Source organism: Kribbella sp. NBC_00359, from assembly GCF_036097425.1.
GTDB lineage: Bacteria > Actinomycetota > Actinomycetes > Propionibacteriales > Kribbellaceae > Kribbella.
Genome location: NZ_CP107975.1, coordinates 5,302,105 through 5,328,051 on the forward strand (window position 1 = coordinate 5,302,105; position 25,947 = coordinate 5,328,051).

Genomic DNA, 25,947 nt, shown 5'->3' on the forward strand with positions numbered 1-25,947 from the left:
GACGGCCTCCGTCGTCGGCGTACCCGTCGGGCCTGGGCCAGCGGGGAGCGAAGGGGGTTGGCAGGGGGTGAGTGAAACCGGGGGCGTGCTGTCGGCGGTCGAGGTCGCCCGGGTGGTCGATCGGGCGCACCGGGAGAGCTGGTCGACCGTGCTGGCGTCAGTGGTGCGGTTGACGCGGGATCTGGATCAGGCGGAGGACTGCACGCAGGACGCGTTCGTCCAGGCGTTGCGGACCTGGCCCGACGGGATCCCGGCGAACCCGGGTGGATGGCTGACCACAGTGGCGCGGCGACTCGCGCTCGACGGGTTCCGGCGCGAGACGAACCTGCGACGGAAGCTGCCGTTGCTGGTGGAGGATCCGGTCGCGCCAGGGGACGAGGAGCAGCCGACGGATCCGCTGCGACTCGTTTTCACCTGCTGCCACCCGGCGTTGGCGCGGGACTCGCAGGTGGCGTTGACGTTGCGGCTGATCTGCGGACTGACCACCCGGGAGGTCGCGGCCGTGCTGTTGATCAGCGAGTCGACGGCGGCCGCGCGGATCACCCGGGCGAAGAAGAAGATCGCCGCGGCCGGCATCCCGTACCGGATCCCAGCCGATCACGAGTTGCCGACGCGGTTGGACGTCGTACTGACGGTTGTGCATCTGGTGTACACGGCGGGGCATGTGGCGGCCGGGCCGGAGTTGCGGCGGACGGATCTGACCGGGCGGGCGGTGGAGCTGGCGCGGATGCTCGTGCGGTTGATGCCGGACGAGCCGGAGCCGCAGGCGTTGCTGGGGTTGCTGTTGATGACGGAGGCCCGCGGGGATGCGCGGGTGAGTGAAGACGGGGAGCTGGTGCTGCTGGCGGATCAGGACAGGTCGCGGTGGGACCCGCGGCTGCTGGCGGAGGGAGTGTCGAGGGCGACGGCCGCTTTGCACCGGGGGCAGGGACGGTTCGTGTTGCAGGCGGCTGTCGCCGGGCTGCATGTGACCGCGCCCTCGTGGGAGCGGACGGACTGGACTCAGGTGGTCCGGATGTACGACGCGATGATGCTCAGCTGGCCGACCCCCATCGTCGCGCTCAACCGGGCCGCCGCGCACAGCCTCGTCCCCGGCGCCGACCTCGAGGCGGCCCTCGCCGAATTAGATGCCCTCAGCAAGGAGACGGCGCTCGCGTCGTACGCCTACCTCCCGGCAGCCCGGGCCGACGTACTCGTCCGCCTGGGACGCACCGACGAAGCAGCCGACGCCTACGAAACCGCCATCACCCTGACCGCCAACGAAACCGAACGCCGCTTCCTAACCCACCGCCTCGCCACCCTCACCGCCTGACCCGCCAGGCTGGCCTGACGCACGCGTCACCTGCCGGGTCGGCCGGGAGCCCAGAGTTGGTCGGCGTCGCCGGCTTCCAGGCGACCTCGGTAGACGTCGATCTTGTGATCGATGAGTTCGAGGTTCTCCTGCAGTTCGGCGAGTTTGGTGAGCACCTCGGCGCGATGGGTCTCCAGGAGTTCCAGGCGATCCTTCTCGTTGCCTCGGCCGGCGGTGACGAGTTCGGCGTACTGGCGGATGGTTCTGATCGGCATGCCAGTGGCACGGAGCCGGGTGCACACCTTGATCCAGTCCAGATCCAGCTGGTGGTAGCGCCGCCGCCCACTGGCGGTCCGGTCAACGGTCGTGACAACCAGGCCGGCACGCTCGTAGTACCGCAAGGTATGCACGCTCACCCCAGTCCGCGCCGCAGCCTCAGCAATAGTCACCCCAGCCCCACCAGCCGCAAGCGAGTCGCGACTGATGTCGGCCTTGCCGGGCTCGTTGGGGTCGGGGGTTGTCGTGGGCTCGGTGGGGTTTGGGGAGGGTTTGACTTCGAGCACGCTCTAAATTCTAGCTTCGGGGGATGGGTGTTCCAATGCTTCAGCGGGCGGCAGTGGGTGAGCTCAGTCGGCGGCGTCGGCTGGGGGTGCTGGCGATTTGTTGCGCCAGCATCGTTGTCGTGGTGATGGATATTTCCATCGTCACGGTGGCCTTGCCGTCGATTCGGGCGGAGCTGGGGGCGTCGGTCGCGCAGTTGCAGTGGACGGTTGACGCCTACACCTTGGTGCTGGCGAGCCTGCTGTTGCTGGCCGGGTCCACGGCTGATCGGGTCGGGCGGCGGCGGGTGTTCCAGATCGGGCTGGCCGCGTTCGGGTTGGGGTCGCTGTTGTGCAGCCTGGCGCCGACGGCCGGGTGGTTGATCGCGGCCCGCGCGCTGCAGGCGGTCGGCGGCACGATGCTCAACCCGGTGGCGATGGCGATCGTCGCGACCACGTTCCCGGACCGGGCCGAGCGGGCGAAAGCAATCGGGGTGTTCGGGGCGATGTCTGGGTTGGCGCTGGCGTTGGGCCCGATCCTCGGCGGAGCGCTGGTCGACGGCGTCGGGTGGCGGGCGATCTTCTGGATCAACGTGCCGGTGGTGGTCGTGGCGATCGTCCTGACGGCGTTCTTCGTGCCCGAGTCGCGGGCGCCGAGAGCACGGCGGTTCGATCCGGTCGGGCAACTGCTGGTCGTCCTGATGCTGGGATGCGTGGTGTACGCGATCATCGAGTCCGAGAAGCGGGGCTGGACGTCGCCGGTCATCCTCGGGTTGCTGGGAGTCGCAGTACTCGCAGTGCTGGCCTTGCTTGTTTATGAGCCACGCCGCACCGATCCGATGCTCGAGTTGCGGCTCTTCCGGAGTGTGCCGTTCAGTTCGGCGATCCTGATGGCGTTGTTCGCGCTGTGCGGGTTCGGCTCGTTCCTGTTCGTGACGACGCTGTATCTGCAGACCGTCCGTGGGTTGTCCGCGCTCGCGGCGGGGCTGTGCCTGCTGCCGGTGGGAGCGGTGATCATGATCGTCTCGCCGTTCACCGGCCGCTTGGTCGGTACGCGCGGCCCGCGCTTGCCCCTCGTGGTCGCCGGGTCGGCGCTGGCGATCGGAGCGGCCAGTTCGTTGTGGCTCGGGCCGACGACACCACTGCCGGCCGTACTCGCGGTCTATCTGTTCTTCGGGATCTTCCTCGGCACGGTCAATCCACCGATCACCAATACGGCCGTCTCCGGTATGCCGTTGTCCATGGCCGGTCTGGCGGGCTCAGTGGCGTCCGCGGCCCGCCAGACCGGCACCACGTTGGGGGTCGCGATCGCCGGCACGATCGTCGGCTCGACCGCTGCCGGGAACTCACAGGCCTTCACCCACGCTGAGCATCACCTCTGGTGGCCGGTCATGGGCTTGGGGATCGGCCTCGTCGCGTTGGCTCTGCTGAGTACGACGAGGTGGGCGCGCGCGACGGCCCAACGGACTGCCGAGCTGTTCAATCGACCGCCAGCGACGCCGGAAGGCCGAAGCGGGTGACGAGGCTCGGGATGCTGAAGACGTGGATGTGCGTCAGACCGGTAGGAGTCGGGGTGAGTACGGCGACGCCATAAGGTTCGTAGGAGTCGGGCGAGGTGCGGAAGTAGGCGCCGACCGCTGGTTGGCCGTTCGCGGTGATGGGGATCATCCGCCAGTCGCCCGGTGAGCCGACGGCCCCGGTGAGGAGGCGGAGGCACATCACGCGGCCATTGAACCAGGTGCTGGTACCGACCATCTCGATCGCGGCGTCGGCGCGGAGGGCGCGTTCGAGAGCGGCGGTGTCCGCGTTCTCGAAGCCGGTGATGTATTCGGCCAGCAGGGCTTGAGCTTCTGGATCGGTCGGCTCGAGGATCTCACCACGCGACGGAGCGGTCTCGTCGAGCCGGGCGCGGGCCCGCTGGAGCGTGCTCTTCACCGCGGCGACCGACGTGTCGAGCATCGTCGCGACCTCGGCCGCGGGGAACGCGAGTACTTCACGAAGGATCAGTACGGCGCGCTGCTTGGCCGGAAGGTATTGCAGCGCCGCGATCAGCGCCAGCCGAAGGCTCTCCCGCGTGGTCACGATGGTCGCGGGGTCGGCGGAAGAGCTGACCAACGAGTCTGCGATCGGCTCCACGAACGCCACGCCGACCGGCGCGGATCCCGGGGTGAGGTCCGTGGCTGGGGCGCCGAGGCCGGACGGGAGGGCGCGCCGACCACGTTGCTCGAGCGCGGTCAGGCACGCGTTGGTCGCGATGCGATAGAGCCAGACCCGGATCGACGAGCGGCCCTCGAAGGTCGCGTACGAACGCCACGCCCGCAGGTACGTCTCCTGGACGACGTCCTCGGCCTCGTCCACCGCCGCCAGCATGCGATAGCAGTGCGCCAGCAGTTCCTTCCGGAACGGTTCGGTACGACGAGCAAACTCGGCCTCGCCCGTCATCAGCGCTCCTTCAAGCATCAATCCACCAGCCCCGGCAGCGGGCGGACCCAGCCTGCCATGCGCCGGATCGCACCGGCCTCGGACTCCTTGCTCGTCATCGTTCTGGTCCCTTCTCGATGAGTTCGTCACGGTAAAGACCGGTCGTCCCACGAAAAGGAATCGGTGTGCTTCACTGGATCATGAGTACGCCGAACGCCGGGTCGTCCTTGTCGGCCTCGGAGGAGCGGACGTGGGCGATGGTGGCCCACATCGGGGTGTTCGTCGCGGCCTGGTTCGCGATGGGGTTCTTGTGTCCATTGGTCGTGTGGCTGGTCTATCGCCATCGATCGGACTTCGTCCGGCGGCACGCCCTGGAGTCGCTCAACTTCCAGCTGTCGCTGCTGATCTACACCGCGATCGCGGTCGTCCTGATCCTGATCACGTTCGGCCTGGGCGTGCTGATCATCATCCCGCTGATCGTCATCGGCGCGGTCGCGGCGGTGGTCTTCATCGTGCTCGCGACCATCGCGGCGTCGAGCGGCAACGAGTACCGCTACCCGCTCACCATCCGCCTGGTCCGCTAAGGTCTGGCCGGTGGAGCTCATCGGCCAGGGCATGGAAGGCACGGTCTACGACCTCGGCGACGGGACGGTCCGCAAGATCTGGTTCGACCGCCGGCCGGACGACGTCCGCCCGCTGCAGGCGTTCCTCGACGAGCTGCCGCCGCTGCCGTTCCGGACGCCGCGGATCCGCGAGATCACCGCCGACGCCAACGGTCAGGCGATCAGCGTCGAGGACAAGCTGACCGGCACGCCGATGGACGAAGCGGACCTCACCGAGGACCAGGCGCTCGACGCCTTCGTCGCGATCGTCGAAGCCCTGGGCACAACCGTCGCCGGTCCGGCGAGCCAGGCGCTGCCCGTCCTCAACCAGCCGTTCTGGCAAGCGTCCTGGGGCGAGTCGCTGGCATCCCTCGTACGACGCCGTGCCGCAGCCGCCCGCCCGCACCTGGAGCGGGACGTCCCCGGCTTCGCCGACCTGCTGGACCGCCTCACAGCCGGGCTCGCACAGATCCGGCTCGACCGACTGACCGTGGTCCACGGCGACATCTGCCCACCCAACCTGCTCATGGACGGTGCCCACACCGCAGCCGTGCTGGACTGGGGTTTCTACTCGACCGCCGGCGACAACACCTTCGACGCCGCACTGGCGGCCGGCTTCTTCGACATGTACGGCCCGGATGCCCGGCGGTTCGACAACCTGCTCCTGGACCGCTTCGAGCAGTTGGGCCACGACCGCGAGCGCATGGACCTCTACCGCAAGGCTTATGCCATCACCACCGCGACCATCTACGACGCCGACGCCACAGACGGGCACTATGCCTGGTGCGTTGGCCAGCTCACGAGGTGATGGGCGAGCCGTTGCTCAGGTTGTGGAGCTGTGACGGCGTGGCCAGGATCAACGGAAGCCGGCGGGCGTTGAGCGGGGAGACCAGACCGTCGAGGGCGTTCGGCGAGTGCCACGAGATCCCGCGGATCTCGAAGCCATCCGGCTGCAGAGTGTCCAGCAACCCCGGGTCGTGGACGCCACCGTCGTACAGGATCTCCACGGCGTCGCCCCAGCCTTCCCAGCGGGGGAGCCAGTCGATCGCTAGTACGCCGAGCAGCGGCAAGGCGATCCCGAGTTCCTCGTGCATCTCACGGGAGGCTCCGCTGGCTGGATCCTCATCCGGCTCGACCACTCCGCCGGGGAGCTCCAGGTCGTTCTTGTAGCTGACCTGGCACAGCAGCACGCGCCCGGTCGTGTCCCGCACGATCACATGCGCGATCACCCGCTTCTTCGGCAGCGTGGAGTCCATGAGCGCCGTCCAGCCCGTGACCGTGTCCGGGCGCGGGTCGTCCTTGCGCATGCCGTACACCGCCACGTCGCGACGCTCGTCCTCGACCAGCGCCGCACCGCGTAGTACGCCCTCGCGCCGGAAGCCGGACCGGATCGCGACCCGTGCAGACGCGTGGAGCGCCGGGTCTACCTCGACCTGCAGCCGCTCCAGTCCGAGCTCACCGAAGGCGAACTCACTCACCAGCCGAACGGCCCGCTGTGCGACCTCGGGCCCGCCGTCCAGCTCCCACACGACTAGGCCGACGCCAGGCGTGGTCCGTCGTACCTCGACGGTGCCGAGTGGCTTGCCGTGCTCGACGTCGAAGCTCACCACCTGCTGGTCCTGCCGCGACAATCGCAGCGTCAACTCACCATCGGTCAGCGGGTGTACGGCGGTCACCCCGTGAACGCTACCCGGTGAAGCGCAGGTACACCGTCGCCAGGGGTGGCACCGACAGCTCGGTGCTCGTCGCCATCCCGTGCCACCCCGGCCCGTCCGCCTCGACGGCGCCGTAGTTGCCGACCCCGGATCCGCCGTACACGTCGGCGTCCGTGTTGACCGCCTCCTCCCAGCGGCCGCCGTACGGAAGACCGAGGCGGTAACCGTGGTGCGGGATCGCGGAGAAGTTGGCGATGCAGGCCACGGTCGGCGCTCCGTCGTCGCCGTACCGGACGAAGGAGAAGATGTTGTTGCCGGCGTCGTTGGCGTCGATCCAGCTGAACTTCTCCGGCGAGTGGTCGGTCCGCCAGAGCGCCGGGTTGTCCCGGTAGGCGCCGTTCAGGTCACGGACCAGCTGCTGCAGGCCGCGGTGGTCGGTGTGGTCCAGCAGCCACCAGTCGAGCTCGCCCTTCTCGGACCACTCCGACTCCTGGCCGAACTCACAGCCCATGAACAACAGCTGCTTGCCCGGGTGCGCCCACATCATCGCCAGGTACGCGCGCAGGTTCGCCAGCTGCTGCCAGCGGTCACCGGGCATCTTGCGCAGCAGCGAACCCTTGCCGTGCACGACCTCGTCGTGGGACAGCGGGAGGACGAAGTTCTCCGAGTAGGCGTACATCATCGAGAACGTCATTTCGTGGTGGTGGTACTGCCGGTGGATCGGCTCGTGCTCCAGGTAGCGCAGCGAGTCGTTCATCCAGCCCATGTTCCACTTGAAGCCGAACCCGAGGCCGCCCAGATGCGTGGCCCGGGTGACGCCCGGCCACGAGGTCGACTCCTCGGCCACGGTGATCACACCGGGCATCCGCTTGTAGAGGGTCGCGTTCATCTCCTGCAGGAACGAGACGGCCTCCAGGTTCTCCCGGCCGCCGTACTGGTTCGGCACCCACTGGCCCTCTTGCCGCGAGTAGTCCAGGTAGAGCATCGACGCGACCGCGTCCACCCGCAGGCCGTCGATGTGGAACTCCTCGGCCCAGTAGAGCGCGTTCGCGACCAGGAAGTTGCGCACCTGCGGCCGGCCGAAGTCGAACACCAGCGTGCCCCAGTCCGGCTGCTCGCCGCGGCGTGGGTCCGGGTGCTCGTACAGCGGAGTCCCGTCGAAGCGCGCCAGCGCCCAGGCGTCCTTCGGGAAATGGGCCGGCACCCAGTCGACGATCACGCCGATGCCGGCCTGGTGCAGCCGGTCGACCAGCAGCCGGAACTCGTCCGGATCGCCGAAGCGCGACGTCGGCGCGAAGTACGACGTCACCTGGTAACCCCACGAGCCGCCGAACGGGTGCTCCATCACCGGCATCAGCTCGACGTGGGTGAAGCCCATGTCGTTGACATAGGCAACGAGCTCGTCGGCCAGCTCGCGGTAGGACCTGCCCTTCCGCCACGACCCGAGGTGCACCTCGTAGACACTCATCGGCTCGGCGTAGGCTTCGGCGGCGGCGCGCCGCTCCAGCCAGGCCGCGTCGTCCCACTCGTACGACGACTCGTGCACGACGGACGCGTTCGCCGGGGGAGTCTCGGCGAGGTTGGCCATCGGGTCGGCCTTCTGCCGCCAGACGCCGTCCCGGCCGCAGATGTCGAACTTGTACCGCGTCCCCGGGCCGACGCCGGGCACGAAGATCTCCCACACCCCGGACGAGCCCAGCGAGCGCATCGGATGCGCGCGGCCGTCCCAGAAGTTGAAGTCCGCGGTCAGCCGGATGCCTTGCGCATTCGGCGCCCAGACGGCGAACGATGTCCCGGTGACCGCTCCGGCGGGGCCGTCGTACCGGCGGACGTGGGCGCCCAGCACGGTCCACAGCTGCTCGTGGCGGCCCTCGCCGATCAGGTGCAGGTCGACCTCACCGAGCGACGGGAGATAGCGGTACGGATCGTCCAGCTCCACCGCGGGGCCGTCGGTGTAGCTCACTTCGAGCCGGTAGTCCGGCACCTTGTCGATGTCGAGAACGCCGACCCAGACACCCTCGAACTCGTGCCGCAGGTCGAGCCGCCGGCCGTCGGACAGCACGGTGACGGTCTGGGCGAACGGGCGGAGCACGCGCACCGTGACACCGTGCTCACCGAGGTGGGGACCGAGCACCTGATGGGGATCATGGAACGTCCCGCCGACCAGCTGCTCCAACACGGTCCGATCCACCGGAACCGCTGTCACCACAGGCTCGTCGGCCGGTACCACCGGCACCTCCATGGCTTCTCTGTCTCCCATAAAACACATCCTGCCCGATCGAGGCCGCATTCACCGCACCCCCGTACCCGCCGAGTCCGGACGTACACCCGATCAGAGATGCGGGGGTATCAGTGTTCGGCCAGCTGGGCCGCCGCGGCCAACGGGATCGGCAGCCAGCTAGGCCGGTTGCGGGCCTCGTAGAGCGTCTCGTAGATGACCTTGTCGGCCAGGAACGCGCTCAGCAGCACACTCTGCTCACGGGGGTCGGTGCCCGCGACCTCGGCGTACCCGTCGCAGAACGCCTCCTGGTTGCGGCTCGCCCACTCGGCGGCGCGGTAGGCGATCTGCTGGTCGCCCTGGTGATCGGCCAGCAGCGACCGGGCCGCGTAGTCGAACGACCGCAGCATCCCGGCGATGTCCTTGACCGCGGTGTCCAGCGCCCGCCGCTCGATCAGCGACTTGGCCGGCTCACCCTCGAAGTCGATCAGCTTCCAGCCGTCGATCGTCCGCAGCACCTGGCCCAGGTGGAAATCACCGTGGATCCGCTGCACCGTCACCGGCTGGTCGTACGCCGCGAGTGCCTCGAACCACCGGGTCAGTCCGGGCTTGTACGGCGCGAGGTCGGGGATGGCCGCGGCCGCCAGCTCGAGACGGCGCTGCATCGCGGCGGCGTGCTCCACCAGCTTGGCCGGCTCCCAGATGTCCGTGCCGAGGGCCTTGGCCAGCTCCGAGTGGACCTGCGCCGTGCTCGCACCCAGCCGATGCGACTCGGCCGCGAAGTCACCACCGACCTCCTCGGCGTGCAGATCCGCCTCGGCGTACAGGTCCCGCACCGACGAGGTCGCGAACGACCAGCCGTCGGTCGCGTTCTTCTGGAACGCCGTCATCATCGCCAGCTCGCCGCTGTCGGTGCCGCCGCCGGCCCGCGGCCAGCTGCCGCGCGCCGATCCGAGCACCTCCGGGACCAGCTCGGACCCGGACTCGGTGAGCGCCGACTCGATCTCGACCCCCGGGTTGCTCCCGGGCTCGAGCCGGCGGAACACCTTCAGCAACGCCACGTCGCCGAACACCAGCGACGTGTTGCTCTGCTCGACGGTGAGGACGAGCGAATGCGCGTCCTCCGGTACGACGATGGTCCGATCCGGAGCGTGGACGGGATGGAACTCCAGCCCGTCCAGGTGCCGTCCGTGCGTCAGCCCGTCGAGCCAGTACGGAGTCGCTTCCTTGTCGTGCAGAGCGTCGTACACCCAGACCTCGGCGTCGCCCAGGTCCGGCTCCGCCCACTCACCGATCAGCGCGTGGCCGAGGTTCTCGACCGGGGTGCGGTGGTAGCTGAGCGGCAGCTGGTACACCCGGATCGGGAACTCCGACCCGGGCGGACCCGAACAGTAGACGAACCCGATCCGGACCGCGGGCCAGACGTCCGCATCGGACAGCCACACCGAGGTGGCCATCGCGTCGACGTGGACGTCGTGTCCCTTCTCGCCGAACCACCGCTGGCCGGCGCAGAAGGACTGGACCTGGTCCAGATGGGAACTCACTACATGCTCTCCTCGTGGTCAGCCGGCTTCGGCAGCCGGAACCAGTAGAACCCGTGGGCGCTGAGCGTCAAAAGGTAGGGCAGCTCCCCGATGGTGGGGAAGTGCACGCCGCCCAGCAGCTCGATCGGCTCCACTCCCTGCCACTGTCGCAGGTCCAGCTCGATCGGCTGCGGGAAGCGGGACAGGTTGTTCACGCAGAGCACCACGTCGTCACCGAACTCGCGCACGTACGACAGCACGCTGGGGTTGGAACCCCCTAGGTCTGTGAAGGTACCCATGCCGAAACACGGGTGCTGCTTGCGGGTCTGGATCATCCGCCGGGTCCAGTGCAGCAGCGACGACGCGTTCTCCATCTCGGCCTCGACGTTGACCGCCTGGTAGCCGTAGACCGGGTCCATGATCACCGGCAGGCTCAGCTTGCCCGGTGTCGCGGTGGAGAACGACGCGTTCCGGTCCGGCGACCACTGCATCGGCGTCCGGACGCCGTCGCGGTCACCGAGCCAGATGTTGTCGCCCATGCCGATCTCGTCACCGTAGTACAGGATCGGCGAGCCGGGCAGGCTGAGCAGCATCGCCGTGAACAACTCCATCTTGTTGGTGTCGTTGTCCAGCAGCGGTGCGAGCCGGCGGCGGATGCCGATGTTCGCCTTCATCCGCGGGTCCTGCGCGTACTCGCCCCACATGTAGTCGCGCTCCTCGTCGCTGACCATCTCGAGCGTGAGCTCGTCGTGGTTGCGCAGGAAGATGCCCCACTGACAGGTGTCCGGGATCTCCGGGGTCTGGGCCAGGATCTCCGAGATCGGGAACCGCGACTCCCGCCGTACACCCATGAAGATGCGCGGCATCACTGGGAAGTGGAACGCCATCTGGCACTCGTCGCCACCCGAGCTGCGGTCGCCGAAGTACTCGACCACGTCGGCCGGCCACTGGTTCGCCTCGCAGAGCAGGACGCGGTCGGTGTAGTTCGCGTCCACCTCCTTGCGGACCCGCTTGAGGAACTCGTGGGTGCGCGGGAGGTTCTCGCAGTTCGAGCCCTCGGACTCGAACAGGTACGGCACCGCGTCCAGCCGGAAGCCGTCCACGCCGAGGTCGAGCCAGAACTTCAGCGCCTCGATCATCGCGTCGCCGACGGCCGGGTTCTCGAAGTTCAGGTCCGGCTGGTTGGAGTAGAACCGGTGCCAGAAGTACTGGCCGCGGATCGGGTCCCAGGTCCAGTTCGACGTCTCGGTGTCGACGAAGATGATCCGGGCGTCGGAGTACTGCTCGTCGGTGTCGGACCACACGTAGAAGTCGCCGTACGGGCCGTCCGGGTTGTTCCGCGACTCCTGGAACCAGGGGTGCTGGTCGGAGGTGTGGTTCATCACGAAGTCGACGATGATCCGGATCCCGCGCGCGTGCGCGGCCTCCATGAACGCGGCGAAGTCCGCGATCGTGCCGACCTCGGGCATCACCCCGGTGTAGTCGGAGATGTCGTAGCCGCCGTCGCGCAGCGGCGACGGATAGAACGGCGGTAACCAGAGACAGTCGACGCCGAGCCACTCGAGATAGTCGAGTTTCTCGGTCAGGCCTTGCAGATCGCCGATGCCGTCGGCGTTCGAGTCCTTGAAGGACCGCACGAGGACCTCGTAGAAGACGGCCCGCTTGAACCACAGCGGGTCACTCTTCGTCAGTCCGTGGTGCTGCTCCGGCAGCATGTCGGTCACGCTCACCTCCATCGGGTGTCTCCAAACCTAGCGGTACTACGGCTTGTCGCCACGACGTGACGACGGTGTGTGGACTCGCCCGGACCCGCACTGGTTCCCATACCCCGTCGTGGGGTTCGTACTCCCTCGCATCGGAGTGCGAGGGGGACAGCGCGCGGCTCCCGGGAGGGCCCGGTGATGTGGTGGACGCCCCGGGACGGACGGTTCCGGCAAGGCGTTCTGCTCAGTGTGACGGCCCGCCACCAGTACAAGCAAATAGGGGCCCAATCCCCCTATCCCACAGGCCTGTTCAGCCCCTCCGCGGCGACCGTCCGTCCCGCTCCCGCACGGGGGAGGCCGCCTTGCGCCGGCCGCCGGAACGGCCGGCCGCGGGTTGTCGCCTGGTGGCGCCGCGCGCGTCGGCCACACCCTCGCGCGGGTCGACCAGCTGGTCGGTGTCCTGCTCCGCCGCCTGCTGTGCCTCGGCTTCGCGGGCCTTGACCAGCTTCGGGTTCAGCAGTTCCTCGGGCGTCAGGTCGACATCGCTCAGGATGCTGCGCAGGGTCCCCTTGGCGACGTCCCTGCCGCCGTGCACCGGGACGGTCGTACCGCGACCGTCGGCGTCGTTCTTCATGATGTGGTGACTGCCGTTGACCCGATCGACCCGGAAGCCGTGCTTCTTGAGCTGGGCGACGACTTTCTCGCCGCTCAGGGAGGGGACCTTGGCCATCAGGGCGTCTCGACGGTGACCGTGATCTGCTCGGGCACGCCGAAGGACTCGATCAGGCCGGTCAGGGCCTCGCGGAGATCCTCGACCGCCGCCTCCGGGGTGTCACCCTCGCCGTTCGCGCCGACGCCGTGCCGCAGGAGCGCATGCGCGCACCAGACGCCGTCCTCGTCCTGCTCGATCGTGTACGGGACGGTGACGTCGTGCTTCACGGTCGGACCCTCTTCTTTCGTGCGGGGCGTCAGTCGTGGGGGTTCGCGGACTTGCGGGGGCGGCGGGTGTACCTGGTGAAGCCGGCGCGTTCGGCGTCGGACTCGGAGCGGAACCAGACCTCGGGTTTGGTCCGGCCGTAGTACGGCGAGTCGGGGGTGTGGAACAGCATCGACTGGGCGTTGCCTTTGATGGTGAACCCGTCCGGCGGACCTTGATGAGGCACCGCGTCGGCCGAGCCCTCACCGTATCGCCCGGGCGGCGCATCGGCCCGCACCTGCGGCTCGGTCGCGCCTGTGTCGTCGCCGCCGACCGGGTCGAGGTGGTCGAAGAGGGTCGGCTCCGCCTCCATCAGCCGGGAGAACACAGGCGCCGACTGCTCGCGTACGACGGGCGCCGGCGCCTCCTGGACGCGCCTGGGCCCCACGCGGGCCGGCGTCGGCTCCTCACGGACGGGTGTCGGCTCCGCGCGGACCGGCTTCGGCTCGACGCGAGTCGGCGTCGGCTCCGTGCGTACGACGGGTTGCGGTTCGGCACGTGTGACGGGTGGGGACTCGGCTCGTGCGATCGCTGGGGACTCGGATCGTGCAGCGGGTGGGGACTTGGCCATCGCGGCTCCGACGAGGACCTCTTGCTTCTCCTCCGCGGGCTCCTCGACCTGGGGCTCCGGCGCCGGCTGGCGGCGTTCGAGGAGGATCCAGGTGATGGCCGCGCCGATCAGGAAGGCGATCAGGGACCACAGCCAGTTGTGGCGCAGTAGCCAGCTCATCGGCGGGCTCCTCTCGCCGCGGTGCGGACCAGGCGGTGCAGCAGCCAGGCGGCCGCGCTGCCGAGCACGAACGCGACCAGCAGCAGGATCCAGATCTGTGCGATCAGCCAGCTCATTCAGTTCCCCTGCAGTACTCGGATCTCGGCCCGGCGATTGGCGATCCGGCCGGTGGCGGTGGTGTTGGGCGCGATCGGGAAGGCCTCGCCGTAGCCGTTCGCGTGGATGTGACCCGCGGCCACGCCGAGGCGGACCAGCTCGGCCTTGACCTCGGCGGCCCGGCGCTCGGACAGCGGCAGGCTGCTCGCGGGCGAACCGAGGTTGTCGGTGTGGCCGGCCACCTCGAAGAACGCGGCCGGACAGGTCTTCAGCAGTGCGGCGGCCTTGACCACCGTGGGCTTCGACGCGTCGTTCACGATCGAGGTGCCGGACAGGAAGTTGATCTTGTGCTGCCGGTTGAACTCCGACAGCCGGGTCTGCAACGTCCGGCACGGCTCACTGACCGTGGCCGTCGGCGGCGCGGGGATCTCCAGCTGGTTCGCGATCACCCCACCGGGCACGGCCTTCGCCGCCGCCCGGGCCACCGTGGCCTTGGTCGCCTGATCCGGCACCTCACCCGTCAGCGTCACCGTGCTGCCGTCGTACCGGACCGAGGCGTCGCCGGTCCCGATCGCGAGCGCCTGCAGCACGGTGGACACCGCGGTCGCGTCGGCCAGCCCGTTCGCGGGGTCGATCGTCGTCCGGTCGTCGTACTCACGGTTTTCGCCGAGCACCTTGTCGACCTCGGCGGCGATCGCGTCCTTGACGCCTTGATTGTTCACCGCGGCCTGCACCCGGATCGACTGATCCGTCCGGCCGACCTCGAACGGTGCGACGGTCGGCTCGGCGGGCGGCTCGCTCGGCGGGGGAGTGGGCGTCGTCGACCCGCCCTCGATCCGGACCGAGCGAACGCCTTCGACCGTCCCGACGACCTCGCGGACGAGGTCGGGGTCGACGCCGGACGGTACGACGATCTTGGCGTCGCGACCGTCGAAGTCGACGGACCCGGACTCGATGCCCCGGGCCTGGAGCGCCGCCACGGTCTGGTCGCGGAGATCGTCCTCGGTGGTGCCCGCCCGGGCCGGAATCAGCACGGCCGTCAGCAGCACCGGGACCGCGAGGGCTGCGAGCAGCCAGATGACGATCGGCCGCCGAACGAGACCGGGCACTGTTCCTCCGTCGGGTGCGGTCAAGAGTGACCGTGCGCGAGGAGATTACTCCGCCGCGCGCCCCGTCTGCACACCTCTCGAAGGAGCGTCGTGATGATCACGCGAACATTTTTATTCGGTCAACTTCTTTATTTAACTCGATGTGGTCGATAGCGTGCGAACAGTTCTACTCGCGCCCACCGGAGGTCTAGTCACCCCAGTGAAGACCGTCGGCTGATCCCGCCCCGGACCGCCGGCCGTGCCCGCCGCCCCGGGCCGGCCGGCCTCTCCCCGTTCGCGTTGGTTTGTCCTGACTCGGACAGGTCGCATTTGTGCCAGCCCGGGGTGCTGGGAATCCCTTGACTTACTTCGCGCCGTAAACCGTACTTATGGCTGGCCGGCGTTGGATCTGGGGAAGGGCTTGCCATGGAGAGGTCGTCGGATTCGTCGTTGATCATCGGCGTGGCCACGTCCACGGCCGAACGTGTGCAGCTCGCGCGGCTGCTCGGCACGGCCGACGCGCTGCTGCTGGTGTCCAGTGCGGACCAGGCCCGCGCGTTCCTCGAACTCACCGCGGTCACCTCGCCGGCCGGTCCCGTCGTACTCGCGCCGACGGTGCTGCAGGCCTCCGATCAGCAGCCTGCCCAGATCGAGGCTGTGCCCGCTGCCGTGGTCGCCGTACCGACGACGGTGGCGATGCCAGCCGCGCGGGCCGCGGTGGTGAGCGCGCCGGAGCCTGAACTGTTCCTGGACGTCGACCGCCGGGTGGTCCGCTGGAAGGACCGGGAGGTGTCGCTGACGCGTCTGGAGCACGACTTCCTGCACTGCCTGGTCGAGGAACCCGGCCGGGTCTGGACCTACCAGCGTCTCCACCACGCCGTCTGGGGCAACGAACACCTGGGCCACGGCTCGCACATCCACTCCGTGGTCAAGCGCCTCCGCCAGAAGCTCGCCAACCTCGGCGCCACCGTCACCATCCACGCCGTCCGCGGCGTCGGCTTCCACCTCCTCCCCACCACCTGACTGAGGTAGCGTCCCAGCTGGTGCGAACGCAGCTGGTGGGGATCGTCAACGTCACGAGGGACTCGTTCTCCGATGGCGGACAGTACTTGTCCTCCGGGGACGCGATCGCGCATGCGCGAGAGTTGTACGCGGCCGGCCCCGCGCTGGTCGAGCTCGGGCCGGCGTCCAGTCATCCGGATGCGGAGAAAGTGTCGCCGCAGGAGGAGATCGAGCGGCTGGCCGGGGTGATCGACGGGCTGGACGGGATTCCGTGGGGTGTGGATTCCTACCACCCCGAGACACAGCGGTACGCGGCTGCGCGTGGAGCGACGTACCTGAACGACATCCAGGGCTTCCCGGATCCCCGCCGGTACGGCGAATTGGCCGGGCTCACGTGTCGGCTGGTGGTGATGCACTCGGTGCAGCGGGTCGGTCCGGCGACGCGGGTGCGGACCGACGCCGGGGAGATCTGGACGTGGATCGAGGAGTTCTTCGACGAGCGGATCGCGGCGCTGGAGGCGGCCGGTGTCGCTCGCGACCGCCTGATCCTCGACCCCGGCCTCGGCTACTTCCTCGGCAGTACGCCGGAACCGTCGCTAACCGTGCTCGGCAACTTGTCCCGGCTGAAGGCGCGCTACGGCCTACCGGTCCTCATCTCCCCGTCCCGCAAGTCCTTTCTCCGAGCTCTCACCGGCACAGACCTCGCCGCCGTCGGCCCGGCAACCCTCGCGGCCGAGCTCCATGCCGCCACCCAAGGCGCCGACTACATCCGGACCCACGACCCCGCCGCGTCGGCCGACGCCTTGACCGTCCACGCCGCGTTGACACGCGCGTCTCGATCGTCCGGCAGACGCGATCGCCGGAACTTCACTGCCGCCGGGTGACGAAGAAGTTCCGGAAAGCGGGGTCGCGTCAGCGGTTCCAGTCCGCCGTGATCGCGGACGGGCGCCGGTCCACGAGTCCGTCGGTGATGAGCAACGCCTCGTCGTCGTTGTAGGCGATGAAGGCGAGGCTGGGCCGGTCGGCGATCAGCTTGTCGTAGCGCTCGCGGCGTCCGCGGTTGGTGTGGACGAGCGGATAGAAGGGGACGAGATCCAACCCGGTGGTCGAGTTGACCTGGCCGGGGTCGTCGGGGGCGTCGTACGCCGCGAGATCCGGGGCGGTGAGGATGGCGCCGGCCGAAACTCCGGCGTATGCGAGACGTCCGGAACGGACTGCCGGCGGGACTGCCTGGGCGAAGCCGCTGCGCTGGGCGTGTTCGAGGAGGAAGATCGGTTGGCCGCCGGTCACGAAGACCAGGTCGGCGTTCTCGAGTACGGCGTCGACGTCGTGGCGGCCGGCGCCTTCGAGGTCGAACCTCACGACATCCAGGCCGCAGGTGGTGAGCACGTCCATGGCGACGTCGACCCAGGGAGTGGCCGGTAGGGGATTGCCCGCGGTCGGTATGAGGACGGCGCGGCGTGGACGGCGGGGGAGCTCGTCGAGCCAGGCCGGGAGGACCCCGAAACCTTGCTGCCGAGAAACAGGTGCACGTCGACACCTTAGAAGGGACCGGCCCCCGCCCCGGAGGGCGAGGGCCGGCCTGACTCAGTGCGGTGTTACTTGATGGACTTCAGGGCGAAGTCCTCGGTCACCGGCTCGCCGGCGAGGAGTCTCGTGGTGCGGGTTTGGGGCTTGTAGCCGTCCTTGGCGGCGATCAGGGTGAGCGGGTTGTTACGACGGTCCAGCCAGTAGGCGTAGTTGCCGTCCTTGTCGGTGATGAAGGTGTAGGACTGGGCCCACGAGTCCACCTCGACGATCGCGCCCGGCAGCGGAGCGGTGACGCCGGCCGAGCTGACGCCCGTGACGGTGCCCTGCAGCTTGCTCCAGGTGTTCGGCGGGGTGACGTTCATCGTCACGCCGACCGGTGCGACCGAGTAGGGGGTGTTCTCGCCGATCGTGACCGCCCCGGAGTACGTACCGGGCTGGTCGACGTTCGCGGTGAGCGTGACCTTGACCGTCGTCGACGCGCCCGGGGCCAGCGTGGCCTCGGTCTTGTCGATGGACAGCCAGCTCACGTCCGCCGACGACTCGGCGCAGTCCTCGAGACCCGGCAGGGCCTCGCTGTCGACCGTGGCGGTGAAGCCACCGGACGAGCCACCTACCTTGTAGAAGCCGCAGGCCGCGCCACCGCGGTACCGCGGCAGGTTGGCGTTCGGCAGGGCGGTCCAGCTGTCCGACGCCGGGTCGTACGAGAACCCGGCGTTGGTGACGGCACCGGCCTGCACGCCGCCGACGATCAGCAGCTTGCCGCCGGCGACGGCGTACGACGCCGCCCAGTGGTCGGACGGAGCGTCGGCGACCGCGGTCCAGGAGTTGGCTCCCGGGTCGTAGACGTACGCCGACTTCAGCGAGTTCGTACCGTCGTTACCACCGGCGCAGTACACCTTGCCGTCGATGGCACCGCAGGACGCGAACGCGACCGACTTCGGGTAGTTCGCCAGCGTCTCCCACGCGTTGGTACCCGGGTCGTACCGGACCACCGTGTTGCTCATCGGGAGGCAGCTGGCGGTCGTGCAACCGCCGACGGCGTACAGCTTGCCGTCCGCGACCGCCTGACCGGCCGCGGCCCGCGGAGCCGGGTTCGCGGCCACCGAGGTCCAGGCGTTGGCGGCCGGGTCGTAGGCCCAGGTCGCCGCGTCCGGACCGGAGTCACCCCAGCCGGAGCTGGCGATGATCTTGCCACCGACGACGCCGACGGTGACGGCGTTGCGGGCGGCCGGCAGCGGAGCGATGGCGGTCCAGGCCAGCGCCGCCGGGTCGTACACGTAGCTGTTCGGACTCGACGCACTACCGTTGCCTCCGGCAATCGAGTAGACCTTGCCGTCGAGGTTGACCACCCGGTTGTCCATCACGGTCGCCGGGTAGTCGGCGATGTCGGTCCACGGCGCCGCGAGCGGCTTCGCGACAGCCGGCGTACCGGCGGTCTTGCCCGACAACATCTGAGCGAACGAAGTCGGCACCGCGAGCCGCTGCAGCGGGGCACCGGTGCTGGTCAGCACCTGCGCCTTGGTGGTCTTGGTGCCGTTCGCGTTCTCCAGGACGAAGCCGTTGTCCTTCTCACCGAACTTGACGTCGACGTCCGCGCCACCGGTGTTGGTGACGGTGAACGACTTGGTGACTTTGCCGGTGGGCAGCCTCAGGTTGCCCGACACACTGCCCGGCGTGACGCTCAGCCGGCCGGCCTTCAGCGCGTAGTCGGCCTGGGTCGTCCAGTCCGCCTCGACGTTGACGGTCGCTGTCGCGCTGACGTAGTTGCCGGCCTTGGCGGTGAAGCCCTGGTCGCCGTCCGCGGACGAGTACATCCAGTAGAAGCCGTCGTTGAGACCGGTGTCCTCGGGCGTCGCCACGGTGGTCGCGGACTCGGAGCTGCCGTCACGCGTGACGACCGCACCGTTCACGAACCCGTTCGTGTTGGCGTCCTTGACGTTGCCGACGACGATGCCGCCGCCGTTCGGCTCACAGGTGACCTGGCTGCCGATCAGCACGCTGTCGACGATCCACCACCACTCCCACGAGGCGTCGTAGTAGTGGAAGCGCACCTGTACGGCGCTTTGGCCGGCCGCCTGCGGGATCGCGATCTCCTTGACACCGCGGACGTCCGCGGCCTGGGACAGTACGTTGGTCCAGGTGGTCCCGCCGTCGATCGACAGGTCCACGTCGGCCTTCTCGCCGCCGAGCCAGTTGAGGTCCTGGTTGAACCGGATCACCGGAGCGGTGACCGAGCTCAGGTCCACGACCGGGCTGACCAGCGAGGTGTCCTGCGTGCCGCCGGGGCCGTAGTGGTCGCTGTCGATGACCGCGAACTTGCCGCTGCCACCGGACAGGTTGCCCCGGTTGCCCGGGTCGTTGAACTGCCAGACCTGACCGTTGCCCTTGTTGTCGACGACGGTCCAGCCGCTCGGGGTCGTACCGGAGTCGAAGGTCTCGTAGACACCGTCCGAGCCGAACTTGTAACCCGGTGCGGTGGTGCAGGTGTCCGTGAGGACCGGGACCGCGATGTTCTTGGTCAGGTTGCCGGTGCCGACCGTGATCGGCTGGCTGACCGTCTGGTAGCCCGGGTACTGCGACTCGACCTTGAGCGAGTACGCGGCACCGGAGGGAACCTTCAGGCTGAAGCGCCCGTTGCTGGGCGTCGTGTAGTCGAACACGCCACCCGGACCCTCGACGCTCACCTTCGCGTACAGCGGCCAGCCGTGGCCGGAGCCGTCCGTGATGGTGCCGCCGACGCTCACCTGCGGAGTGCTCTCCAGAGCGAAGTCCTTGGTGGTGGTCTGACCGGTGGTGATGGCGACTGTGGCCGTCTGGGTCTTGTACCCGAACGAGGCCACTGTCAGGTCGTACGAACCGGCCGGCAGAACCGACGAGAACGTACCGGTGCTGCTGGTGGTCAGCACCTTGTCGGGCTGCCCGGCGGCCTTCACGGTCACGCTGGCGCCGGCCAGGGCGGCACCTCCGGTTGCGGCGGTCACCTTGCCGGTCAGAGTGCCGGTGTCACCGATCGGTGCGGCGTTCAGCAGGGCCAGCGCGTCCAGACGGCCCTGACCGAAGACGTTGTTGTTCTCCGGCGTACCGCCGCACTGGCTGTTCGGCGTGTCGACCGCGGTCTGGTTCAGCAGTGCCCGGGTGGCGTTGACGTCACCCTTCAGAGCCGGCGAGGCCGACCATAGCAGCGCGATGGTGGCCGCGAGGTGTGGTGTGGCCATCGACGTACCGTTGAAGCTGCCGTAGGTGTTGCCGGGCAGGCTGGAGCGGACGTTGACGCCGGGGGCCGAGATGTTCGGCTTGATCGTGCCGTTCTGACCGACACCGCGGCCGGAGAACGACGCGATGTTGTTGTTGATGTCGTAGGCGCCGGCCGAGTAGTTGCTGGTCAGGCTGCCCGGCGAACCGGAGGTGTTGCAGCCGCCCTCACCACTGTTGCCGTTGGCGAACGCACCGAAGATCCCGGACGCGGTCCAGGCCAGGGTGATGTCCTCCATGAACGGGTCGTTCGACGGCAGGGTCGAGCCCCACGAGTTGTTGATGACGTTCGGCCGCTTGCTGGCGTCGGGATTCTGCCCGGCCAGGTTCGTCGGCTCGAGCATCCACTGACCGGAGCTGATCAGTGCCTCGTCGCTCGGGCAGCAGCCGTTCGCGGCGATCCACTTCACCCCCGGCGCGACGCCGACCTGGTTGCCCGCGCCGTCGTCGCCGACCATGGTGCCCATCGTGTGGGTGCCGTGGCCGTTGCCGTCGGCCGGCTGCGTCGGCGAGGTGCCGGCCGCGTCGAACCAGTTGTAGTTGTGGTCGAACGTGCCGTTGCCGTTGTTGCCGCGGTACTGCTTCACCAGCGCCGGGTGGTCGAACTGCACGCCGGTGTCGATGCTGGCGACGACGATCCCCTCGCCCTTGTCGCCGTACTGCGACCACACCTGGTCGGCCTTGATGTTCGCGATACCCCACTCGACCGCGTTGATCTCGTGCTCGGTCGTGCCTTGGGTGACCTTCGGCACCTCGATCGCGACCGGGGCGTACAGGCCCTCGACCTCGGTGTGGGTGGCCAGGTTCTGGGCCAGTTGGAGCGACCCGCTCTGGATGCGGATCGCGTTCGTACCCCAGAACGCCGTGTACTTCACGTGTTGCGCGTCCAGCTCGGCGCGGATCTTGGCCTGGCTGTCCGCGGCGGTCTTGCGCAGCGCGGCCGCGACGGCCGTGCCGCGTTCGGTCCAGTCGGTGATCTTGCTGGCGGCGGTCAGGTCGGCCTTCGGTGCGAACCGGACCCAGTAGTCCGTCGCCGCCTTGGCGTCCTTGCCCTCCAGCTTCGACAGCAGTTCCGGCTTGATCTTGGCGGCCGGTGCTGGTGTGGCTTCGGGTTTGGTGGGCGGTGCGGCCTGGGCCTGGCCGACGGCGGCCAGCCCGGTTGCGACGACAGCCACCGTCGCCAGGGCACCCACCAGTGATCTGGCGAGTCCCCTTCGTGGTTGATGTGACATCTCTGCAGCCCCTCACTTGGAACGACCCCGAGTCGACTCCCCCGAGTCATTTCGTTGCGTGCAGAGGTGCAAGGGGGTTCGCGTCAGGGCGAACGCTCCGTGCCCCCCAGGTCGCGGCATGTGACACCGCGAGCCTGACGTGGAGCCTATGTGTCAGAACAACGTGGTAACAAGCACACTTGGTGAGCAGGATGTGACTAGCTGTCGCACCGATCGAGGCAAAGTGGTCAAACGTTGGCAGTCCGTTGACGATCCCGGGCAGAGGTTGACATCGTGACCAAATGGTCACCCCCCGTGTCCCCACTGTGCTTTTGGCCTCGCCTCCGGCTCGGCGCGGTCATGGGGCTTTACGCCCGGCCTTCCCTCGTCGCTCCGGTCGCTTCGCTCCCTGCGCTCCTCAGTCCAGGCCGGGCGGCCCCATGACCGGGCTCCTCAGTCCAGGGCGGGAGGCCCCATGATCCCGGCGGCCGTCGATCTGAGCAGGAGTGGTCCGGAGCCGTTTCCGCTGCTCATCGCGGTTGCGGCCTCGGCCGAGCAGCGCGTCCGCCTGGCCGAGCTCGTCGACGACGTCGCGCCACTGCTCCTGGTCTCCAGCCTCGACGAACTCCGCAAGCTGCTCGTGCCCGCGCAACAGCCCCCGCCCGCGTCCCCCGAACACCCCGAACCGCCGGAGCCTGACGCGGTCGACGCCACCGCGGCCCGGAGTTCGGACGAGGAGCCGGAGGCCGACGTCCTGACGATCGACCGGGTCCGCTCGGTCGCCCGCTGGCGCGGCCGCGAGATCCAGCTCACCGAGCTCGAGCACGACCTGCTCACCCGGCTCATGTCGGAGCCACTCCGCGTGTGGACGTACGACGCTCTGCACCAGACCGTATGGCGCAGTCGCGACCTCCGCGGCACCGCCGACGTGCATTCGGTGGTGAAGCGCCTGCGCCGCAAGCTCGACGAACTGGGCACCACGGTCACCATCGACGCGGTCCGCGGCACCGGGTTCCGTCTCACCGATCACCAGCGCCCAGCGATCACCAATCTCCGGGCGGGGTAGTTTCTGCAGGTGTGACGTTCTCTGCGCTGAGTCATCTCGAGTGCCCTCGTTGTGGATCCGTCCACGACGCCGACCAGGTCATCGGCCTCTGCCCGTGCGGATCACCCCTGCTCGCCAGGTACGACGTACGCGCGGTGACGCTGACCAAGGACGAACTGGCCACGCGGCCGCCGGATCTGTGGCGGTACCACGAGCTGCTGCCGGTGCGATCCGCCGACAACGTGGTGACCCTGGGGGAGGGGATGACGCCGTTGCTGCCGTTGCCGCGGTACGGGCGTGAGCTCGGGGTCGACCGGTTGTTGATGAAGGACGAAGGGCTGATCCCCACCGGCACGTTCAAGGCGCGAGGTGCCGCGGTCGGGGTGTCGCGCGCCTACGAGGTCGGCGTACGGAAGATCGCGATGCCGACCAACGGCAACGCCGGGTCCGCCTGGGCCGCGTACGCCGCCCGGGCCGGGATGGAGGCGTTGATCGCGATGCCGATCGCGGCGCCGGAGATCTGCCGGCGCGAGGTGACCGTGGTCGGCGCGGAGCTGCACCTGATCGACGGGCTGATCGGCGACGCCGGCGCGTTCGTCCGCGCGGAGCTGGCCAGGCGCGAGGGCTATCTCGATGTGTCGACGTTGAAGGAGCCGTACCGGATCGAGGGCAAGAAGACGATGGGCCTGGAGATCGCCGAGCAACTCGGCTGGCAGCTGCCCGATGTGATCCTCTACCCGACCGGTGGCGGCGTCGGCATCATCGGCATCTGGAAGGCGCTTGTCGAGCTCCGCGACCTCGGCTGGATCGAGGGTCCGTTGCCGCGACTGGTCGCCGTACAGTCCACGGGCTGCGCGCCGATCGTGCGCGCATGGGAGAAGGGCCTGCCGGAGAGCGAGCCGTGGCCCGACGCGCAGACCGTTGCCTTCGGCATCACGGTGCCCAAGGCGCTCGGTGATTTCCTTGTCCTGCAGGCGATCGCGGAGACCAACGGCTGCGCGGTCGCCGTCGACGACGCGGACATCCTGGCCGAGCAGCACCTCGTTGCACGGCTGGAAGGCGCCTTCATCTGTCCCGAGGGCGCCGCGAACTTCGCCGCCGTCCGCCGGCTCCGGGAATCCGGCTGGATCCGCGCCAACGAACAAGTCGTCGCCCTCAACACCGGCGCAGGCCTCAAATACCCGGAAACCGTCCCGTTGTAGGTGCGGTCCAGCCCTCGCGCACTACGCAGCCGCTTCCCTCGTCGCTCCACTCCTCGACGCGGCTGCTCCGCGCGCTCCCACCCACCCCCGGCTTCCAGCTGCGACTACCGCTGGGGTGTACCAAGGTTGTTGGACAGGTGCTCTTGGTTGAGAGGATTTGTTCATGGCTGAGAAGCGTCGCCGGTTCAGTCCGCAGTTCAAGGCTGAGGCGGTGCAGATGGTGATCGAGTCGGGCCGACCGATCAGCGATGTGGCGCGGGATCTGGGGATCGAGCGGAAGACGCTGAACAAGTGGGTGAACGACTACCAGCGTGCCCATCTGGGTCGTGGTGAGCCGTTTCCCCGGGGGCAGGCGCCGAGTGGTGCGTCGGGTCGGGCGGGGTCTCGGGAGGAGGAGCTCGAGGCGGAGGTACGCCGGTTGCGGCTGGAGAACGAGTTCCTGAAAAAGCCGCGGCCTTCTTCGCCAAGACCTCGCAGTAGGAGTGCGATGCGCGCTGGTTGAGGCGGAGAAGGTCACCTACCCGGTCGCGTGGATGTGCGCGGTGCTGGGTGTGCCGCGTTCGTCGTACTACGCCTGGCGCGCCCGGGCCACGTGCCCGACGGCGACTGGTGCACGGCGCCGCGCACTGGCTGCCCAGGTGCGTCGGGTGTTCGATCAGGCCCGGCAGACCTTCGGGTGCCGCCGCGTCACGGCCCAGCTCAACCGCGAGGGCGTCGAGTGCAGTGTCGGGCTGGTCGCAGACCTGATGCGCGAACTCGGCCTGAAGGCTGTCCAGCCCCGCGGCTACCGACGCACCACCATCGCCGGCGAGCAACCAGTGGACTCACCCGACCTCCTCCAGCGCGACTTCGCCCCCGCTAGCTGTGCACCAGGTGAGCGGCTGGTCGGTGACATCACCTACCTGCGCACCGGGCAGGGCTGGCTGTATCTGGCCACCGTGATCGACCTGGCCACCCGCATGGTGGTCGGCTGGCAACTGGCCGACCACCTGCGCACCAGCCTGGTCGTCGACGCGCTTCAAATGGCCATCCACGCCGGCCGCGTCCAACATGGCGCGCTCTTCCACTCCGACCGCGGCTGCCAATACACCTCGAGCCAGTACGTGCGGTTCTGCCACGCCCACCACATCCGCACCAGCCTCGGCCGCACTGGCGTCTGCTGGGACAACGCCACCGCAGAGTCCTTCTTCGCCGCGCTGAAGAACGACCTCTACCACCGCCACACCTGGCCCACCCAGGCCGACGCCCGAACCGCGGTCGCCGAATACATCGAAGTCTTCTACAACCGCCACAGACTCCACTCCACCCTCGGCTACCGCACCCCGCACGAAGCCCTCACCCACCATCAACAACCCACAACAGCTGCCTAAGAACCCCAGCAACTGTCCACAATCCTTGACACAGCCCACCGCCGCGAACTGCGGGGCTATCGCGCGCGACTTGCGCGCTGCCGCGCGCGATCGACCGCCTCGTGGACCCGCCCTCCCGCGGAGGGCGAGCCCATCGTGGTACGGGGAGGTCCGACGCCACCACTACGCCGACCATTCGTGGCGTGCTCCGCCAGTGCACGGGCCGGGTCGACGATGCCTGGCGCGGGAGCGCCCGGCGGTGTACACGACGTCGCGCTCGGCGCGCTGCGGGGTTGCGTTGCTGGGGGCAACGACAACCGGCCCGACCGCGCGGCTGGGTCCTTCATCCGCGATGCCGTGATCGCGTGGGACGTCGGCCGCTCCCACCGCGAGACGGCTCAATCGTCACGGCACGGCGTGGAACGGGTGCAGTCGATCGCGCGCGGTAGCGCGCCAACGGCGGGCGTCAGCCCGCAGACCGCCGCGGTTGCGGCAGCTGAAGGCCGGCGCTGAG

General features: G+C 68.8%; 20 protein-coding genes and 1 pseudogene. 9 read left to right on the forward strand and 12 right to left on the reverse strand.

The genetic code is table 11. The features are described 5' to 3' along the window. The first annotated feature begins 67 nt into the window (after positions 1–67). Positions 68–1,312 carry an RNA polymerase sigma factor gene (locus tag OG876_RS26005; RefSeq protein WP_328519251.1) on the forward strand — a complete coding sequence of 415 codons (1,245 nt, stop codon included), beginning with the start codon at positions 68–70 and terminating at the stop codon, positions 1,310–1,312. Positions 1,313–1,338: 26 nt separating this feature from the next. On the opposite strand, the gene OG876_RS26010 is transcribed toward OG876_RS26005, so the two are convergent. Continuing rightward, positions 1,339–1,854: a MerR family transcriptional regulator gene (locus tag OG876_RS26010; protein ID WP_328519252.1), complete on the reverse strand. Its 516-nt coding sequence runs from the start codon at positions 1,852–1,854 to the stop codon at positions 1,339–1,341. Between the two features lie 23 nt (positions 1,855–1,877). On the opposite strand from OG876_RS26010, the gene OG876_RS26015 reads away from it, so the two are divergent. Continuing rightward, positions 1,878–3,350, forward strand: coding sequence for an MFS transporter (locus tag OG876_RS26015; RefSeq protein WP_328519253.1), 1,473 nt, complete (start codon positions 1,878–1,880; stop codon positions 3,348–3,350). On the opposite strand, the gene OG876_RS26020 is transcribed toward OG876_RS26015, so the two are convergent. Beyond that, positions 3,310–4,272 carry an RNA polymerase subunit sigma-70 gene (locus OG876_RS26020; protein ID WP_328519254.1) on the reverse strand — a complete coding sequence of 321 codons (963 nt, stop codon included), beginning with the start codon at positions 4,270–4,272 and terminating at the stop codon, positions 3,310–3,312. The two genes, OG876_RS26015 and OG876_RS26020, sit on opposite strands and share 41 nt — an antisense overlap. A gap of 164 nt (positions 4,273–4,436) precedes the next feature. Between OG876_RS26020 and OG876_RS26025 the strand changes: the two genes are divergently transcribed. Next, positions 4,437–4,835, forward strand: a complete 399-nt coding sequence (locus OG876_RS26025) for a DUF4870 domain-containing protein (RefSeq protein WP_328519255.1) — start codon at positions 4,437–4,439, stop codon at positions 4,833–4,835. A 10-nt stretch (positions 4,836–4,845) separates the two neighbouring features. Further along, positions 4,846–5,661: a phosphotransferase family protein gene (locus OG876_RS26030; protein WP_328519256.1), complete on the forward strand. Its 816-nt coding sequence runs from the start codon at positions 4,846–4,848 to the stop codon at positions 5,659–5,661. Here OG876_RS26030 and OG876_RS26035 read toward each other — a convergent pair. From OG876_RS26035 to arfA, 8 genes are all read right to left on the reverse strand, one after another. After that, positions 5,651–6,529, reverse strand: a complete 879-nt coding sequence (locus tag OG876_RS26035; protein WP_328519257.1) for an NUDIX hydrolase — start codon at positions 6,527–6,529, stop codon at positions 5,651–5,653. The genes OG876_RS26030 and OG876_RS26035 overlap by 11 nt on opposite strands. A gap of 10 nt (positions 6,530–6,539) precedes the next feature. After that, the gene (gene glgB / locus OG876_RS26040) at positions 6,540–8,750 is read right to left on the reverse strand and encodes a 1,4-alpha-glucan branching protein GlgB (protein ID WP_328519258.1); all 2,211 of its coding nucleotides are present in this window, start codon (positions 8,748–8,750) and stop codon (positions 6,540–6,542) included. Between the two features lie 107 nt (positions 8,751–8,857). Continuing rightward, a complete protein-coding gene (locus tag OG876_RS26045) occupies positions 8,858–10,270 on the reverse strand; it encodes a maltokinase N-terminal cap-like domain-containing protein (protein ID WP_328519259.1) in 1,413 nt (470 codons plus the stop codon). Continuing rightward, complete coding sequence (gene treS, locus OG876_RS26050) at positions 10,270–11,985, reverse strand: maltose alpha-D-glucosyltransferase (RefSeq protein WP_442914023.1); 1,716 nt, start codon at positions 11,983–11,985, stop codon at positions 10,270–10,272. Before treS ends, OG876_RS26045 begins: the two co-directional genes overlap by 1 nt. Before the next feature lie 277 nt (positions 11,986–12,262). Continuing rightward, a complete protein-coding gene (locus OG876_RS26055) occupies positions 12,263–12,682 on the reverse strand; it encodes a type II toxin-antitoxin system HicA family toxin (RefSeq protein ID WP_328519260.1) in 420 nt (139 codons plus the stop codon). Next, complete coding sequence (locus OG876_RS26060; RefSeq protein ID WP_328519261.1) at positions 12,682–12,891, reverse strand: type II toxin-antitoxin system HicB family antitoxin; 210 nt, start codon at positions 12,889–12,891, stop codon at positions 12,682–12,684. Before OG876_RS26060 ends, OG876_RS26055 begins: the two co-directional genes overlap by 1 nt. Positions 12,892–12,920: 29 nt before the next feature. Further along, positions 12,921–13,658: a sunset domain-containing protein gene (locus tag OG876_RS26065; protein WP_328519262.1), complete on the reverse strand. Its 738-nt coding sequence runs from the start codon at positions 13,656–13,658 to the stop codon at positions 12,921–12,923. 116 nt (positions 13,659–13,774) lie between these two features. Further along, positions 13,775–14,863, reverse strand: coding sequence for a channel-forming protein ArfA/OmpATb (arfA, locus tag OG876_RS26070; RefSeq protein ID WP_328519263.1), 1,089 nt, complete (start codon positions 14,861–14,863; stop codon positions 13,775–13,777). 405 nt (positions 14,864–15,268) lie between these two features. Between arfA and OG876_RS26075 the strand changes: the two genes are divergently transcribed. Beyond that, positions 15,269–15,865, forward strand: a complete 597-nt coding sequence (locus OG876_RS26075; RefSeq protein WP_328519264.1) for a winged helix-turn-helix domain-containing protein — start codon at positions 15,269–15,271, stop codon at positions 15,863–15,865. Between the two features lie 20 nt (positions 15,866–15,885). Continuing rightward, a complete protein-coding gene (gene folP / locus OG876_RS26080) occupies positions 15,886–16,728 on the forward strand; it encodes a dihydropteroate synthase (RefSeq protein WP_328519265.1) in 843 nt (280 codons plus the stop codon). A 28-nt stretch (positions 16,729–16,756) separates the two neighbouring features. Here folP and OG876_RS26085 read toward each other — a convergent pair. Both OG876_RS26085 and OG876_RS26090 read right to left on the reverse strand, forming a co-directional pair. Then, positions 16,757–17,320: pseudogene (locus OG876_RS26085) on the reverse strand (Type 1 glutamine amidotransferase-like domain-containing protein); the annotation flags it as partial. A 122-nt stretch (positions 17,321–17,442) separates the two neighbouring features. Further along, complete coding sequence (locus OG876_RS26090; protein ID WP_328519266.1) at positions 17,443–21,801, reverse strand: S8 family serine peptidase; 4,359 nt, start codon at positions 21,799–21,801, stop codon at positions 17,443–17,445. Between the two features lie 511 nt (positions 21,802–22,312). On the opposite strand from OG876_RS26090, the gene OG876_RS26095 reads away from it, so the two are divergent. The 3 genes from OG876_RS26095 (at position 22,313) to OG876_RS26105 (ending at position 25,454) form a co-directional block, all read left to right on the forward strand. After that, on the forward strand, positions 22,313–22,903 hold the full coding sequence (locus OG876_RS26095) for a winged helix-turn-helix domain-containing protein (protein WP_328519267.1): 591 nt from the start codon (positions 22,313–22,315) through the stop codon (positions 22,901–22,903). An 11-nt stretch (positions 22,904–22,914) separates the two neighbouring features. Then, positions 22,915–24,084, forward strand: coding sequence for a threonine synthase (locus OG876_RS26100; RefSeq protein ID WP_328519268.1), 1,170 nt, complete (start codon positions 22,915–22,917; stop codon positions 24,082–24,084). A gap of 163 nt (positions 24,085–24,247) precedes the next feature. Then, a protein-coding gene (locus tag OG876_RS26105; RefSeq protein WP_442914024.1) for an IS3 family transposase occupies positions 24,248–25,454 on the forward strand; the annotation gives its coding sequence in 2 pieces (ribosomal slippage) (positions 24,248–24,534 and positions 24,533–25,454; 1,209 coding nt in all). Positions 25,455–25,947 lie beyond the last annotated feature (493 nt).